Annotated in this window: 10 protein-coding genes; all 10 read left to right on the top strand. The window is 69.0% G+C overall.

Features of this window, described 5'->3' with window-relative positions; all coding sequences use genetic code 11:
* Window positions 1-189: 189 nt before the first annotated feature.
* The 10 genes from SX243_01995 (at window position 190) to SX243_01950 (ending at window position 14,821) form a co-directional block, all read left to right on the top strand.
* A complete protein-coding gene (locus SX243_01995; GenBank protein ID MDY7091724.1) occupies window positions 190-1,881 on the top strand; it encodes a glycosyltransferase family 39 protein in 1,692 nt (563 codons plus the stop codon).
* Window positions 1,878-3,605 (top strand): glycosyltransferase family 39 protein, encoded by a 1,728-nt coding sequence (locus SX243_01990; protein ID MDY7091723.1) that lies wholly within the window; start codon window positions 1,878-1,880, stop codon window positions 3,603-3,605. Before SX243_01995 ends, SX243_01990 begins: the two co-directional genes overlap by 4 nt.
* Before the next feature lie 7 nt (window positions 3,606-3,612).
* Window positions 3,613-7,131: a transcription-repair coupling factor gene (mfd, locus tag SX243_01985; GenBank protein MDY7091722.1), complete on the top strand. Its 3,519-nt coding sequence runs from the start codon at window positions 3,613-3,615 to the stop codon at window positions 7,129-7,131.
* A complete protein-coding gene (locus SX243_01980; protein MDY7091721.1) occupies window positions 7,128-8,039 on the top strand; it encodes a peptidylprolyl isomerase in 912 nt (303 codons plus the stop codon). Before mfd ends, SX243_01980 begins: the two co-directional genes overlap by 4 nt.
* Window positions 8,011-9,351 (top strand): peptidyl-prolyl cis-trans isomerase, encoded by a 1,341-nt coding sequence (locus SX243_01975; protein ID MDY7091720.1) that lies wholly within the window; start codon window positions 8,011-8,013, stop codon window positions 9,349-9,351. Before SX243_01980 ends, SX243_01975 begins: the two co-directional genes overlap by 29 nt.
* Window positions 9,352-9,683: 332 nt before the next feature.
* Entirely contained in the window at window positions 9,684-10,124 is a 441-nt protein-coding gene (locus SX243_01970) for a division/cell wall cluster transcriptional repressor MraZ (GenBank protein MDY7091719.1), read from the top strand.
* Window positions 10,125-10,139: 15 nt separating this feature from the next.
* Window positions 10,140-11,096: a 16S rRNA (cytosine(1402)-N(4))-methyltransferase RsmH gene (gene rsmH, locus SX243_01965; GenBank protein ID MDY7091718.1), complete on the top strand. Its 957-nt coding sequence runs from the start codon at window positions 10,140-10,142 to the stop codon at window positions 11,094-11,096.
* An 85-nt stretch (window positions 11,097-11,181) separates the two neighbouring features.
* Window positions 11,182-11,526 (top strand): cell division protein FtsL, encoded by a 345-nt coding sequence (locus SX243_01960; GenBank protein ID MDY7091717.1) that lies wholly within the window; start codon window positions 11,182-11,184, stop codon window positions 11,524-11,526.
* Complete coding sequence (locus SX243_01955) at window positions 11,523-13,268, top strand: penicillin-binding protein 2 (protein MDY7091716.1); 1,746 nt, start codon at window positions 11,523-11,525, stop codon at window positions 13,266-13,268. Before SX243_01960 ends, SX243_01955 begins: the two co-directional genes overlap by 4 nt.
* A gap of 17 nt (window positions 13,269-13,285) precedes the next feature.
* Window positions 13,286-14,821 carry a UDP-N-acetylmuramoyl-L-alanyl-D-glutamate--2,6-diaminopimelate ligase gene (locus SX243_01950; protein MDY7091715.1) on the top strand — a complete coding sequence of 512 codons (1,536 nt, stop codon included), beginning with the start codon at window positions 13,286-13,288 and terminating at the stop codon, window positions 14,819-14,821.
* The last annotated feature ends 5 nt before the right edge of the window (window positions 14,822-14,826 follow it).

Below are 14,826 nucleotides of genomic sequence, written 5' to 3'. Positions count from 1 at the left end.
GCGGCGCCGCTTTCGGCGCGCCCGACCGGGCAGCGCATCCCATTCAAGACAAGCTATCCTAACAGCCAGCGAGACCGACCTTGGCAAGCTCCCGTGTCGAACGTTCGCGGCAGCCCATGCAGAGCGGTCTATCCTGGGCAACCAAGAGCCCAAAGCGCCCATTCCCCAATTTCCAGCCATCCCGTCATCGTGCGCCAACCCCTCCACCTTCCACCCGCCCTCGCCTGGATCTTCACGGCTGCACTCTTCGTCGCGCTGAGCGCCTTCGGTGCCTGGACGCATTGGGTCGAGGAAGTGGGCACGGCGGAGCGGGACGGCTATGTGGTCCAGGCGGAGCGAATCCTGCAGGGAGAGCTGCCTCGGGATCCCTACCGGCCGCCGCTCTATTCGCTGGCCACGGCGGCCCTCAGCCTCGCCACCGCGCTCACCCCCTTCGACGCCGCCCGCCTGCTTTCCAATCTCGCCGCCGCCGCCCTGGTCCTGCTGGCCTTTTGCCTCGCGAGGCGGCTGGTGGGGCCCGAGGCCGACGAGGGGACGCGCCGACGGGCCGGCTTCGGGGCCCTGGCGCTGACCGCGGTCAATCCCAACCTATGGATCCTCGGCCAGCACGTGGCCACGGACATGTTCTTCGCCGCCCTCGCCGCAGGGGTGTTCCTGGTCGGCCTCGCCTACCTACAGCGGCCCCGCCTCGGCACCGCCGCCCTCGCCGGGGCCCTGCTGGGGCTGGCGGCCTTTACCCGCGGCAATGCCATCTTCCTGCTGCCGGCGTTGCTGCTGGCCTGGTGGTTGGCACCAAAAAGCGGCGACAAAGACTATGACGGCAACGGTAGCCGCGGCAGCGAAGAACAAACCGGGGGGGCCGAAGGGATGGATCGCCCCAGTCTCGGGGACCGGCTACGGAACCTCCGCTGGCGGGACCTGGGCCTGGCGGCCCTGGCCTACGGCGCCTTCCTGTCGCCCCTGGGATGGATCCGCTGGCGAGTCTTCGGCGACCCCTTCTACAGCGAGAACTACAAAAACCTGGCCTGGAAGCTCTACGGCTACCCCGATTGGTCCTACCTCGACCGGGTGCCCTTCGAAAGTCTCGGCCAGATCATCCTGGCGGATCCGCTGGGGGTGGCGACGGGAATGCTGGAGGGGCTTCAGCGCTTCGCCACCGGAGGCCTGCCCCAGCTCCTGGGCACCGGGCTGCACGCTCTGGTGCTGCTGGCCGGCGCGGCCTTGGCGGTGGGCTGGCGACGGCGCACGGCGGGATGGCTGGTGGTGGGTCTCACCGCCGCCCTCGCCGCCACTGCCCTCGCCTTCTTCACCTGGGGTCGCCTGCTGCTCTACCTGCTGCCGGCCCTCAACGCCCTCGGCGCCGCCGGGCTGGCCCTTACGAGTCGCGGCATGGACGGAGCGATTCCTCCCCACCCCCGGTGGCGCCTGCGGTGGCGAGACCTCTTGTTGGCCTTGCTGGTGGTGCTACTGGCGGCCAAGACCTTTGGCTTCCGGCTGCCGGCCTTCGTCGACCGTCATCCAGTGACCGAGATCGCAACGCTAAGAGCGCTGGAGGATGAGCTGCCGGAAGGCCGGAGCCTGGCGGGGCTGACCCCGTTCCTGGATCGCTATCTGGAGCGCCCCTACGTCGCCCTCCCCGACGCCTTTGGAGAAGAAGTGGAGGACCCGGCCCTGTACTTCCGGCGCCTGCGCTCGATCCTCGGGGACGAAGACGTGGCCTTCGTGGTCGCCAGCCCTCTGGATCTGCGAGATCGGCCCGATGCCTTGGTAGGAGCGGAGAAGCTGCCGCCCTGGCTCGTGCCCTGGGCTCCCGACGAGGACCCGGAGCTGGCAGAGCAGATGGAGCGCCGGGGAGTACGGGTTTGGAGGGTGGAGCTTTGAACGCCTCCTCGGACGCGTCTGGCGCCCAGCAGAGGAGGACCCTCGACCGCTGGCTGCCGTTGGCGTTGATCCAGCCGCTGCTGCTGGGGGCGGTCCTGAGGCTGTGGAAGCTCCCCGGCCAAATCCTCGCCGGGGATGAGCTCCACGGCGTGCGGGCAGCGCTGGCAGACCCGATCCCGGTGCTCCTCACCACCTATCGCACGGCGGATCCCTGCCTTCCCCTCTCCGCCTTCTACCGCTGGCTCATGGACCGGGGCTGGAGCCTCTCGGAGCTCGACCTGAGGCTGCCGGTGGTGGTGGCGTCGCTGCTGGCCGTGGTGCTGCTGCCGATGCTCGTGCGCCGGGAAGTCGGCCGGGGATCAGCGCTGGCCTTTGGCTGGCTGCTGGCGGTGGCGCCGCCGCTGGTGGTCTATGGGCGCATGGCCCGGCCCTACGGCATCGTGGTGCTGCTGGCCGGGGTGGCGGTGCTGAGCTTTTATCGCTGGTGGCGCCCGGGAGGAGATCGCCGCTGGATCTTCGGCGCGGTCTACGCCGTGACGGCGCCGCTGGCAGTGTATTTCCACCTCCCCGCGGCCCCCTTCGTGGCGGCCCCCTTCGTCTTTGCGCTGGGCGACGGACTGCACAGCGGCGAGCTACGGCAGCGCTGGCGCGGACTAGTGGCAGTAGGCGCCGGCGCCCTCGCCGGCATCGCCGCCTTCGCGCTGCCGGCCCGGGAGTCGCTGGCGGCGGTAGTGGCGGCCAAGCAGGGCGCCAGCCAGTGGTCGGCGGAGATTCTGGGACCGGTGGCCCAGCTGCTGGCGGCCACCGATTCCACCCTGGTGACCGCCCTCTTCTGGATCGGCGTCGCCACGGGCCTGGTCTGGTCCTGTCTGCGCAACCCCCGCTTCGCCGCCTACACCGCCACCCTGGTGGCCATTCACCTCCTGGTCCTCTGGTGGTCCGCGCCCTTCGGCGCCTTCAGCCCGCTCATCGTCGCCCGCTACCTCCTGGTCATCCTCCCGCTGCTGCTGATCTGGCTCGCCGTGGCCCTGGCGGAGCTGGCGCAGCTGCTGGCCATCGGGGCCGGCAAGGGATTGCCGTGGCCTCTGGCGCAGCGAGCGGCGTGGACGGCGGTGGCGGTGGTGATGGCGGGCTGGTTGCTTCAAGGCCCTATGGGCTGGCCCGAGTGGCGGAAGAGCAACTTCCTGATGCACGACGACCTGCTGCGCTTTCATCAACCCCCCGGGCACCGACCAGAAGCACGACAGGCCGAGGTCGGGCCAACCCGCTCCATCCTCCCCGAGGCCTATCGCCGGCTGGTGGACCAGGGATCGCTGCTGGAGTATCCGTTCCGCCCCGCCTGGCGTTTCGCCCGCGCGCCCTACCTCTACCAACGGGAGCACGGGCGCTGGGTGCGGGTGGCGATGCTGGACCCCGGGTTGTGCGACGAACGGCTGAGCTTCACCAACGCCGTGTGCCCGCGGCCGGAGGAGATCCTCGCCAGCCCCTCCCGCTACCTCATCGTGCACCTGGATCTCCGGGCGGAAGAGGACGCGGTGGCAGGCCGGAGAGCGAGACGGGACGTGCGCCGCCCCGGGCGCTGGCAGGTCTACGCCGCCGCCGCCCGCCGCCTGGCGGAGAACCTGGAGCAGCGCTGGGGGCGCCCGACGGTCGCCGAAGAGGGGATCCTGATCTGGAACCTGGACGATGTACGGGCGCGGCGAGGGAGATCCACGATAGACTGAACCGCTTATGGATGATCGCGTGTGGGGCGAATACGCCCGGACGCTGCGCGCTAGTGCGCCTTATCGAGCCCTGCGGAAGGAGCTCGGGGACGTGGTGCGCCTGCCGCTGCCCGCCGCCGCCTGGGTCGGAGGATTGTTGTCGGAGGACCTGGGCCGGCCCTTGCTGGTGGTGGTGCCGCGGGAGGCGGACGGCCTCGCCTGGGTCGAGGCGGCGGATCTCTTCCACGGGCCCGGCACCGCAGTCTACTTTCCAGCTCCGTCCCTGAGCCCCTATCAAGAGGCGGAGACCTCGCTGCCGGTGCGCGCTCAGGAATCGGTGGCGTTGGATCGGGCTCTTGCCGGAGAGGGCGTCACCGTAGTCTGCACCCCCCGCGCTCTCTTCCGCCGCTTGCCTTCCGCCCAGGACTTTCTAGCCACCGCCGTCGAGCTGGAGCCCGGCGAGGAATATCCCATCGACGTCTTGCTGGAGCACCTGGTGAGCTTCGGTTACCGGCGCAGCGACCTGGTCATGGAGATGGGAGAGATCGCCGTCCGCGGCGGCGTGGTGGACCTCTTCCCGCCGGGGGCGGAACAGCCGGTGCGCCTCGACCTCTTCGGCGACACCTTGGAATCCATCCGCAGCTTCGACGCCACCACCCAGCGCTCGGAAGAGGTGCTGCCGAACCTGCGGATCCTGCCCCTCTCCCTCTTCCCCGCTGGCGAGGAGCAGGCCCGGGAGCTGGGCCGCCAGCTGGCGGAGCAGGCGGGACCGCGGCCCTCCCGAGACGTCGCCGAACGGCTCCAGCACCTCTCCGGCCGTGGCGGCTTCGCCGGCTGGGAGAACTACCTTCCACTGTTGGTGGAGAAGACCCAAGGGCTGGCTCAGCTGCTGGGGAACACCCTGGTGGTGACGGTGGATCCGGTGGCCCTCGCCGAGGAGGCGGAGCATCACGCCGAAACCCTCCAGGAGGAGCATCGGGTGCGCGCCGCCGGCGAGCGCCTGGCCATCGCCCCGGAGGCGCTGGAGCTCCCCGCCGACGCCGTACTGGAGACCCTCGCCGGGGCTGGCCTGCGGGTCCACGGCCTGGTGCTGGGAGAGCAGACGGGGGTGGACTTCGAGGGTTCCATCACCGATGTCTTCCACAGTCAGCTGCCGCGCTTCCCCAACGAGGTGGAGACTACCCACCTGCGGGGAGAAACGCCGTTGGTGGTGGTGGGCGCCCAACGCCGCCGTCAGCTGGTGGAGCTGCTGGAGGGCCGGGAGCTGGAGATCGGGGCAACCGGCAGCACCCGGGGCCTGCAACTGGCGGAGGGCGAGCTGCAGCGTGGCTTCCGGCTGCCGGCGGCGAAGCTCTCCTTGTACAGCGAGCATCAGCTCTTCGGTCGGCTGGCCCCGGCGGCGCGCAGCTCCAAGGCGCGCTTCGGCCCCTTCGTCAACAGCCTGCGGGACCTCAAGGTCGGGGATTACGTGGTGCACGCGGACCACGGCATCGGCCAGTTCGTCAGCCTGCGGGCGGTGGAAGGGGAGGGGGGCATCGAGCCGAACCTGCCCCCGGTGCTGGCGGAGGGCCGCAGCGCCGCCGCCAGCGTCGAGGTGATGCAGATCAACTACGCCAGCGGCAAGACCCTGCTGCTGCCCCTGTCGCGCCTCGACCAGGTGCAGAAATACGGCGGCATCGAGGGCGTGGCGCCGCGCCTCGACACCCTGGGAGGCACCTCCTGGGCGCGCACCAAGAAGCGGGTCAAGAAGAGCCTGCGGGACATGGCCGGCGAGCTGCTCAAGCTCTACGCCCAGCGCGAGCTGGCGGAGGCGCCGGCGATGCCCGCGGACAGCGATCTGGTGCACCAATTCGAAGCCGCCTTCGAATTCGACGAGACCCCGGACCAGCTGGAGGCCATCTCCACCATCAAGCAGGACCTGGAGAGCCGGCGCCCCATGGACCGGCTGCTCTGCGGCGACGTCGGCTACGGCAAGACCGAAGTCGCCATGCGCGCCGCCTTCAAGGCCGTGGACGGCGGCTACCAGGTGGCGGTGCTGGCCCCCACGACGATTCTGGCGGACCAGCATCTGGAGACCTTCAAGAAGCGCTTCGCTGGCTTCCCGGTGAGCATCGAGATGATCTCCCGCTTCCGCTCCCCGGCCCAGGTCAAGGAGATCGGTGAGAAGCTGGCGGCAGGCAAGCTCGACGTCCTCATCGGCACTCATCGGCTGCTCAGCCGCGGACTCAAGTTTTCCCGCCTGGGTTTGCTCATCGTCGACGAAGAGCAGCGCTTCGGGGTCGCCCAAAAGGAGCGCCTCAAGCAGCTGAAGAAGGACGTCCACGTTCTCGCCATGAGCGCCACGCCGGTACCCCGCACCCTCCAGCTCTCCCTCGCCGGGGTGCGCGAGCTCTCGGTCATCGAAACACCGCCCAAAGACCGCATGGCGGTGGAAACGGCGATCCTGCCGTTCAGCGCCGAGTTGATCCGCGAAGCGCTGGAGTTCGAGCTCGAACGGGGCGGCCAGATCTACTTCGTCCACAACCGGGTGGAGACCATCGAGAATATGCAAGGCTACCTGCGGGAGATCGTGCCTCGGGCGCGCATCACCGTGGGTCACGGTCAGCTCGACGAGCAGGAGCTGGCACGGCGCATGCACGCCTTCACCGACGGAAAATACGACGTGCTGCTGGCCACCACCATCATCGAGAACGGCATCGACATCCCCAACGTCAACACCATGATCGTCCACCGCGCAGACCGCTTCGGCTTGGCGCAGCTCTACCAACTGCGGGGCCGGGTCGGGCGCAGCAATCAGCTGGCCTATTGCTATCTGCTGGTGCCCGGCGACAAGATCCTGTCGGAGACGGCGCGCAAGCGGCTCGCTGCGATCCGGGAATTCTCGGACCTGGGAGCCGGCTTCCGCATCGCCGCCCGGGATCTGGAAATTCGCGGCGCCGGCAATTTGTTGGGAGCAGAACAGAGTGGCCACATCGCCGCCGTGGGCATCGAGACCTATCTCAAGATGCTCGACGAGACGGTCCGGGAGCTACGGGGAGAGAAGATCGAGGAAGGCCCCTCGGTCACCCTCGATCTGCCGGTGGCCATGTCGATTCCGGAAACTTACGTCAGCGACGCCAATCTGCGCATGGAGATCTACCGCAAGATCGCTGCCGCCGAGGAGAGCGACGACGAGCTACAACAGGAGCTCGCCGACCGCTTCGGCGCCCCGCCGGCGTCGGTGCGCTCGTTGATTCGCGTCGGCGCCATCAAACGCCAGGCGGAAGCGCTGCGAGTGCAGTCCATCTCCGCCCACCGGGGCAAGCTGGTGTTGCGCCTGCGCCAGGACGCCCGCATCGACCTGGATCGGCTCATCGAGATGGTCTCCGAGCAGGAAGGAGCGACCTTCAGCCCCACCGGCGCCCTCACCCTGCGCGCCGAGAGCGGCGAGGACCCGCTCCTCGACCAGATCGCCGGACTGATCCAAGAGCTGGCGGCACCCACCGGGGAGGAGGCGCCGCAGCAAGCAGCGGCAGCGCCACAGCCGGCGGTGGGAGGTGCCTCGTGAGGGCGGCGAGAAGACACTACCGCGTCCGGCTACCGCGGGCCGCCTCCGGCCGCGCTTGGTTGCTGTGGGCCGCCCTGGGCTGGGGCGCCCTTGGATTGGCAGGATCGGGATTGGCCGGCTGTGGCCCGGCGGACATGCCCGCCCAGGACGCCGCCGCGGAGGTCGGCGACCGGGAGATCCCCTACCAGAGCTTCGAAGCCTATCTGGCGGCCAACGTCGGCGATGCGGAGCCCCAGCTCGGCCACAAAGCCCTGAGCCGGCTATTCGATCAATTCCTCGACGAAGAGCTGCTCAGCCGCCTGGCGGTGGACAGCGGCCTGAATCTCGAGGCGGACCGCCGGCAGACCGTCGAAGCCCTCCTGGCCAGTGACGAAGCGCGACAGATCGCGCCGGCGGAGCTGGAGCGCTACTACAGCGAGCACCAAGAAGAGTTCCGGCGCCCGGAGCGGGTGCGCCTCCGCCAGATCCTGGTGGAGGAGGAATGGCTGGCGGAGCAAGCACGCCAAGCCCTGGAGAACGGCGAGAGCTTCGCCTCGGTCTCCGAACGGCTGTCGGAAGACCCGGCAGCGGCGGTGGGCGGCGAGCAGGGTGAGCTGGCCCGGGAGGACCTGTCACCGGCCTTCGCCGAGGTGGTCTTCGACCTCGACCCGGGAGAGATCAGCCCCATCGTCACCGCCGAGTACGGCTTCCACATCTTCCAGGTCACGGAGCGGCTGCCGGAAGAGGTGGTGCCACTGGCCGAGGCAGCGGAGAGCATTCGCGGGCGCCTGCGGCGGCAGAACGCCGACCAGCAACTGGCTCGTTTGTTGGACGAGGCCCGGCGACGCTACAATGTCGAGATCTACGAGCGGAATCTGCCGTTCAATTACCGAGGCTCCTATGGCGCGCAAGAAACTCCCAGCTCCTGAACCGATCGTTTCCCAACCGCTGCACAAGAAGCTGCTGCCGGCCCTAGCGGCACTGGCAGTGGCGGTAGGGGCTCTGCTGGCAGCCCCGCCGGCACGCGCCGACGTAGTCAACGAGGTCGTGCTACGCATCAACGAGCGGGTGCTGACCCTCTACGACTACCTCCAGGCCCGGGCGGAGGCCCGCGCCGAGGTGCTGCGCGCGACCCAGCTAACCCCGGAAGAGCAGGAGCGGCTGCTGGCAGAAGTCCCCCGCCGGGTGATGCGCACCATCTTCCAAGAGATGCTGTTGGAGAGCCGGGCGGACCAGCTGGAAGTCTTCGTGCCGGAGGAAGAGATCGACGCCGAGATCCGCCGCATGCGCGAGGACATGGAGCTCGGCACCCAAGAGCAATTCCTGGCCGCCCTGGAGCAGAGCGGACTGTCCGAAGAAAAGCTCCGGCGACAGGTGGAAACCACCCTGCGGGTCCAGCGAGTGCTCGGGGAAGAGGTCAGCTCCCAGATCGACGTCTCCGAGGACGAGCTGCGACGTTATTACCGGGCCCATCCGGACGAGTTCAGCGACCCGGCCCGGGTACGGGTGCGGGAAATCGTCGTCCTCGACACCAGTGCCCTGGATTCGGAGGCCCGCCAGCTCCTGGCACAGCAGCTGAAAGAGCGGCTGGCGGCGGGGGAGAGCTTGGACGACCTGGCGGCGGATTACGCGCCGGAGGGAGTCACCAGCAACGTCATCGAGCTCGGTTGGGTGACCCCCGGTGAGCTGGCTCCGCGCCTCGAGCAGGCGGTCTGGGGCCTCGACGCGGGGAGCGTCTCCGAGCCGGTGGAGGCTCGCGGAGGCGTTCACATCCTCGAGGTGATGGAACGCGAAGAGCAGGAGCTCAGACCCTTTGGCGAGGTGCGCGACGAAATCTCCTCCCGGGAACGCAACCGGCGCTACGGGGAGGTCTTCGAACGCTATCTCGACGATCTTGCCCAGAGCGCCTATGTAGTCGAGCGCATCCCCGCCGACGCCGTCGGCTACCGCCAGGCCCCGGACGGCCCGTCCCCCCTCAACGAGCCGTTCAAGATCGTCGGCGAAGAACCCCGCCCGCGACGCACCACCGGCGCCGTCGAAGCGTCGGCGGAGCCCGCCGAAGACCCCCTCGTCGAGACGGACGCGCCGGCACCGACGGAGGCGGCGGAAGCCGAGGAAACCGTCGAGAGCGTGGATGCGCCGGAGAACGTCCCCGGCGAGGACGAGCCGCCCCTGGAGCGGCTCACCGGTGAGGACCCGACCCCCGACGATCCGCTGGACAATCCGCCACCTCCGGTTTGACGTACCCATCCGCCCCACGGCGCTGTATGCTGGCACCGTGGACGGCCGGGTTTCTTTCCCCGCGCGCTTGCCCGCGCGCCAAACTCCGCTGCCGCTGATGTGGCGGCGGCGAACCCCCGTCCCCACCCCATCCGACAGATTTTTCTCTCCCCATCGCCGCCGCTCCCCGGCGGTTCGACCCCCTCCTATCTCGCTCTCGCGGCCTCCCTGAGGCCCAAAACCCGCCCTCTTCCGGCCAAGTGGACTTTTGTGGTCGTGAGTGGAGTTAAATAGACAAAAGTGGAGAGCCGGTGGTAGCATGAGCTTTAAATCACCCGGGATGGGCGAGGTTTATGTTCCGTGGAAGTGCTCCAGCAAAAGTCGACGGCAAGGGCCGTCTCAAGATCCCGACGGACTTCCGCCGGTTGCTGGAGGATCGCTATGGCCCGGACCTCTTCGTCACCTCCATCCTCGGTGATAGCGCGCTGATCTACCCCCTCCCGGTCTGGGAGGAGATCGAGAATCGGCTCGCGTCCATGCCATCCACCGAGCCGACCAAGCGTCGCTTCCTACAGCGGGTCAGCTTCTTCGGACAACAAGTCGGTATGGATGCCCAGGGGCGCATCCTGATTCCTCAGATCCTGCGCGAAAAAGCAGAGATGAGCGGTGACGTCGTGGTGAGCGCTCAGCTGGACCACCTGGTGGTCTGGAACCGGGAGCACATCGAGCAAACGTTGGCAGAGGAGCCGTTTACGGAAGACGACCTCCGCGTCCTGACCGAGCACGGCATCTAGCGCCGGGAACGAGCGTTGACGTCGAATTCGCCAGGGGGCGCCGCAAGCCACACTCCGGTGCTGCTGGAGGAAACCCTCTCCCTTCTCGGGCCCGCCCTTGCCCGGGAAGGGAGTCTGTTGGTGGATTGCACGGTGGGCCTCGGAGGTCACGCAGAAGCGTTTTTGGAGCGCTTTCCCGGCCTGCGGATTGCGGCCGTGGATCGGGACCCGGAGGCCCTGGCGCGGAGCGCCGAGCGCCTCGCGCCATGGGCCGACCGGGTGACTTGGGTGGAAGGCAATTTCCACCGCTTTCGGGAGCTGCTGGCGGGTCACGGCCTCCAGCAGCCCCAAGGCGTGTTGGCGGACCTGGGGGTCTCGTCGATGCAGCTGGACCTGCCGGAGCGCGGTTTCAGCTTTCGCTTCGACGGCCCCTTGGACATGCGCATGGGCGCCGACGGCGAAACCGCGGCGGACATCGTCAACAGTTATTCGGAGGCTGACTTGGAACGAATCTTCAGAGAGTACGGCGAAGAACGGCAGGCCCGGCGCGTCGCTCGAGAGATCGTCGCCGAGCGCGCCTCCAGCCCCATCCTCACCACCACCGATCTGCGGTCGGTGGTGGCCAAGGCCAAAGGTGGCTACAGCGGAAGGGAAGGGCGAGTGGATGTCGCCACCCGCACCTTCCAGGCGCTGCGCATCGAGGTCAACCAGGAGCTGGCGGGCCTCGATCGCTTCCTCGAAGAGGCGATGGAGTCGCTGGAGGAAGAGGGGCGGCTGGTGATCATCTCCTACCACAGCCTGGAGGACCGCATCGTCAAGCACACGCTGCGCCACCTGGCCAGAGGGGAGGTGGATCCGATCACTGGCCGGCCGCTGTCGGAGCGGCGGCTGATCGAGATTCTGACCCGCAAGCCCGTGCGCCCCGGCGGGGCCGAGCTGGCGGCCAACCCGCGGTCCCGCTCGGCGCGGCTGCGGGCGGCGAAACGACTTTGAGCCTCCGGCCTCTGTTCGAGTCCGGAGCAAGAGCGGCGCCTGGGCTTCAGGCCCGGCGCCGGTGGTGGACGAGGAGCGGTGGACGTTGAGGAACGCCTATGCGCGCGGGCAGCGGGTAGAAAACTCCTACCTGGTGCGCGAGCGCGACCGTCGGCGCCGGCGCGAGCTGGTGTTGATTTTGGTGGCGGCATTGCCCTTGGGGCTGTGTCTGCTGGTCTACGTCTGGAGTCACCTCCAGGTCCTGGACGCCGGGTACCGCATCGACGAGCTGGAGCACGCGCTTCATGAGTTGAATCAGCGGGAACGCCGGCTCCGCCTGGAAGCGGCTCATCTGTCCAGCCCGCGGCGCATTGAGGAGCGCGCAGTGCGGGATCTGGGCATGGAGCCGCCGGAACGGCGGCAAATGGTCTTTTTGGAGGAATTGCCGTGAAGTCCCGCCTCATCATCCTCGCGCTGCTTGCCGTGCTCTGGGCCGGCGGAATCGCCGCGCGACTCCACCACCTGCAGGTGTTGGAGCATGAGGACTACGCTCAGCGGGCGGAACGGCAACAACAGCGGGTGGTGGAGATCCACCCGCCCCGGGGCACCATCTACGATGCCCGAGGCCGCGAGCTGGCGGTCAGCCTGGAGGTAGCCTCCGCCTTCGCCGTACCCCGCGCCATCGAGGATCCCCAGGCCACCGCCGCCGCCCTGGCGCCGGTGCTGGAGATGGAACCCAGCGAGCTGCTGCCGAGCCTCGAAGGCACCGGCGAGTTCGCCTGGCTGCGGCGCAAGCTCGATCCGCCCATGGAAGCCGCGGTGCGCGCTCTCGACCTCCCCGGGGTGCACTTCGTCCGCGAGTACAAGCGCTACTACCCCCTGGGGGAGACGGCAGCCTCGGTGCTCGGCTTCGTCGGCGTCGACGACCAAGGGCTGGCGGGACTGGAGTATCAATACAACAGCGAGATCTCCGGCAAGCGAGGGGAGCGCACGGTGCTGCGGGATGCCCGGCTGGGAGCTCTCAGCACCCCGTCCCTGCCCCCCAGCAACGCCGAGCCGGGGCAGGATCTGCGCCTCACCCTCGACGCCTCCATCCAATTCATCGCCGAGCAGGAGCTGGCGAAGGCGGTGAAGCATCACCAGGCCCGTAGCGGCAGCGCCATCCTCCTCGATCCCACCACCGGCGCCGTCCTCGCCATGGCCAACTACCCGGGCTTCAACGCCAACCACGCCGACAGCGTCGACCGCAGCTCCGGCGCCCACCGCAACCGGGTGATCCAGGACGTCTACGAACCCGGGTCGACCTTCAAGATGGTCACCGCCGCCGCCGCCCTGGAGGCGCGGGTGGTGCGCCCGGACGAGGTCTTCGATTGCCAGATGGGGAGCATCACCCTCCACGGTATCCGCATCGGGGACCACAAGCCCTTCGGCGACCTCACCTTCCGCCAGGTACTCGCCAAGTCGAGCAACGTCGGAGTGATCAAGACCGCTCTGCGGCTGCCCCGGGAAGACTTCTACGCCGCCATCCAGGCCTTCGGCTTCGGACGCCTCACCGGCATCGACCTACCCGGCGAGAGCCCGGGCATCCTCCGCCCCCTGGAGCAATGGCAGGCCCTTGACCCGGCCTACATCTCCTTCGGCCAGGGCATCGCCGTGACCCCGCTGCAGCTCGCCCGCTCCTTTGCCGCGGTGGCCAACGGCGGCTTCCTGCTGCAGCCCCATGTGGTGGACGCCGTGGGCGAAGAGGGGGATTGGTGGCGACTCCACGCGACACCGCCGGTAGTGGGCAAACCGCTGACCCCCGCCACCGCCCGGCTGCTCACCGAGCTGCTGGAAGGGGTGGTGCAGACCGGTGCCACCGGCCACCGCGGAGCCATCGCCGGCTACCGGGTGGCGGGCAAGACCGGCACCGCCGAAACCGCCGCCGACGGGGGCGGCTACTCCAGCTCCCGCTTCGTACCCAGCTTCGTCGGCTTCGCCCCGGTGGAGCGACCGCGGCTGGTGGGGCTGGTGGTCATCGACTCGCCGCGCTCCGGCAGCATCGGCGGCGGCCTGGTGGCCGCGCCGGTGTTCTCCGACATCGCCGGCCGCGCCCTGCTCTATCTCGGGGTGACACCGGACGGCCCAGAGGAGGGCCCTTGGGGTGAGCAGCACGTGGCGCAGCTCACCGCCGGGGACCCGCGGGAGTCGTAATGCCGGTAGGACGAGAAATGGAACGGGGCGCAAAGAGCGGGCCCGGCGTCGGCCTCGAGGAGCTGGTGCGCGGCTTGCCCTTGGAGTCGCCCGAGGCACCGGTGAACGTTCGCGGAGTCACCCACGACTCCCGCAGCGTCGAGCCCGGCGACCTCTTCGTCGCCCTGGTGGGAGAGCAGCACGACGGCCGCCGCTATGCTCAGCAGGCGGTGCAGCAGGGCGCCGTGGCGGTGCTCGGGGAAGGGAACGCCCCGCCCAAGATCGATGTCCCCTGGATCGCCGCCAAGGCCGATCCGCGCACGATGCTGGGGCCGCTGGCAGCACGCATCTACGGCCACCCGGACCGCGAGATGACCACCGTCGGTGTCACCGGTACCAACGGCAAATCCACCGTCACCGCCCTCGCCGCCGCGGTGCTCGACGCCGCCGGCCGCCCGGCGGGGATGATCGGCACCCTGGGTTATCGCTTTCGCGACCTGAGCTTCCCGGGAGAGCGCACCACCCCGGAGGCCTCCGACCTCTTCCGCATGCTGCGCCGCATGGTCGACGCCGGAGCCCGCGCTGCGGCCATTGAAGTTTCGTCCCACGCCCTGGCCATGGGCCGGGTCGCCGGCGCCGCCTTCGACGTCGCGGTGTTTACCAACCTGACCCGAGACCACTTCGACTTCCACGATGGTTTCGAAGATTATTTCGCCGCCAAGCGCCGCATCTTCGACCAGCTCAAGGACGGCGGTCGGGCGGTGGTGTGCATCGACGACCCTTACGGCCGACGGCTGGCGGAGGAGATCCCCGGCGCCCTGACCTACGGCGAGAACGGCGAGGTGCGCCTCTCCGACGTCCAGCTGGGGGCCGATGGCAGCCGTGCCGTGGCCCATACCCCGCGGGGGGATCTGCGCTTCAAGTCGCCGCTGGTAGGCAGCTTCAACCTCGCCAACCTCACCGCCGTGGTGGCCGTGGCGGAGGCTCTGGAGCTGCCTCACGAGGCGGTGATGCGGGGCTTCGAACAGCGCGAGCCCCTCCCCGGCCGCCTCGAGCCGGTGAAGCTACCCAGCCATCCCGCGCAAGGGAGCGACCGGCCGGCGCGGGATCTTCCCGTGCAGGTGTACATCGACTTCGCCCACACCCCGGCGGCGCTGGAGGCCCTGTTGGTAGCGGCCCGTCAGCTCACCCACGAGCAATTGGTGCTGGTCTTCGGCTGTGGCGGCGACCGGGATCCGGGCAAGCGACCGCAGATGGGAGAGATCGCCGGCAAGCTGGCGGACCTGCCCATCGTTACCTCCGACAATCCGCGCACCGAGGATCCGTTGGCGATCATCGCCGACGTGGAGCAGGGCCTCAAGGCCAGCGGCAACACCCACTACCGAGTGATGCCGGACCGCCACGAAGCCATCCGCCGGGCGGTAGCGGTGGCGCAGCCGGGAGCGGTGGTGCTGGTGGCCGGCAAGGGCTGCGAGGAGTACCAGATCGTAGGGGAGCGGCGGACGCCGTTCTCCGACCGCGAGGAGATCGTCCGCGCTCTGGAGGACCGTTTTGGTCGAGATGGCGGTCGCTGAGGCAG

It is taken from the genome of Acidobacteriota bacterium (assembly GCA_034211275.1).
GTDB lineage: Bacteria > Acidobacteriota > Thermoanaerobaculia > Multivoradales > JAHZIX01 > JAGQSE01.
This window is presented reverse-complemented; position numbering and strand designations above follow the sequence as displayed.

Bases quoted from the DNA above. Each gene is read 5' to 3' on its own strand.
- mfd (MDY7091722.1), top strand. From the start codon at position 3,613: ATGGATGATCGCGTGTGGGGCGAATACGCCCGGACGCTGCGCGCTAGT.
- SX243_01975 (MDY7091720.1), top strand. From the start codon at position 8,011: ATGGCGCGCAAGAAACTCCCAGCTCCTGAACCGATCGTTTCCCAACCG.
- SX243_01970 (MDY7091719.1), top strand. From the start codon at position 9,684: ATGTTCCGTGGAAGTGCTCCAGCAAAAGTCGACGGCAAGGGCCGTCTC.
- SX243_01950 (MDY7091715.1), top strand. From the start codon at position 13,286: ATGGAACGGGGCGCAAAGAGCGGGCCCGGCGTCGGCCTCGAGGAGCTG.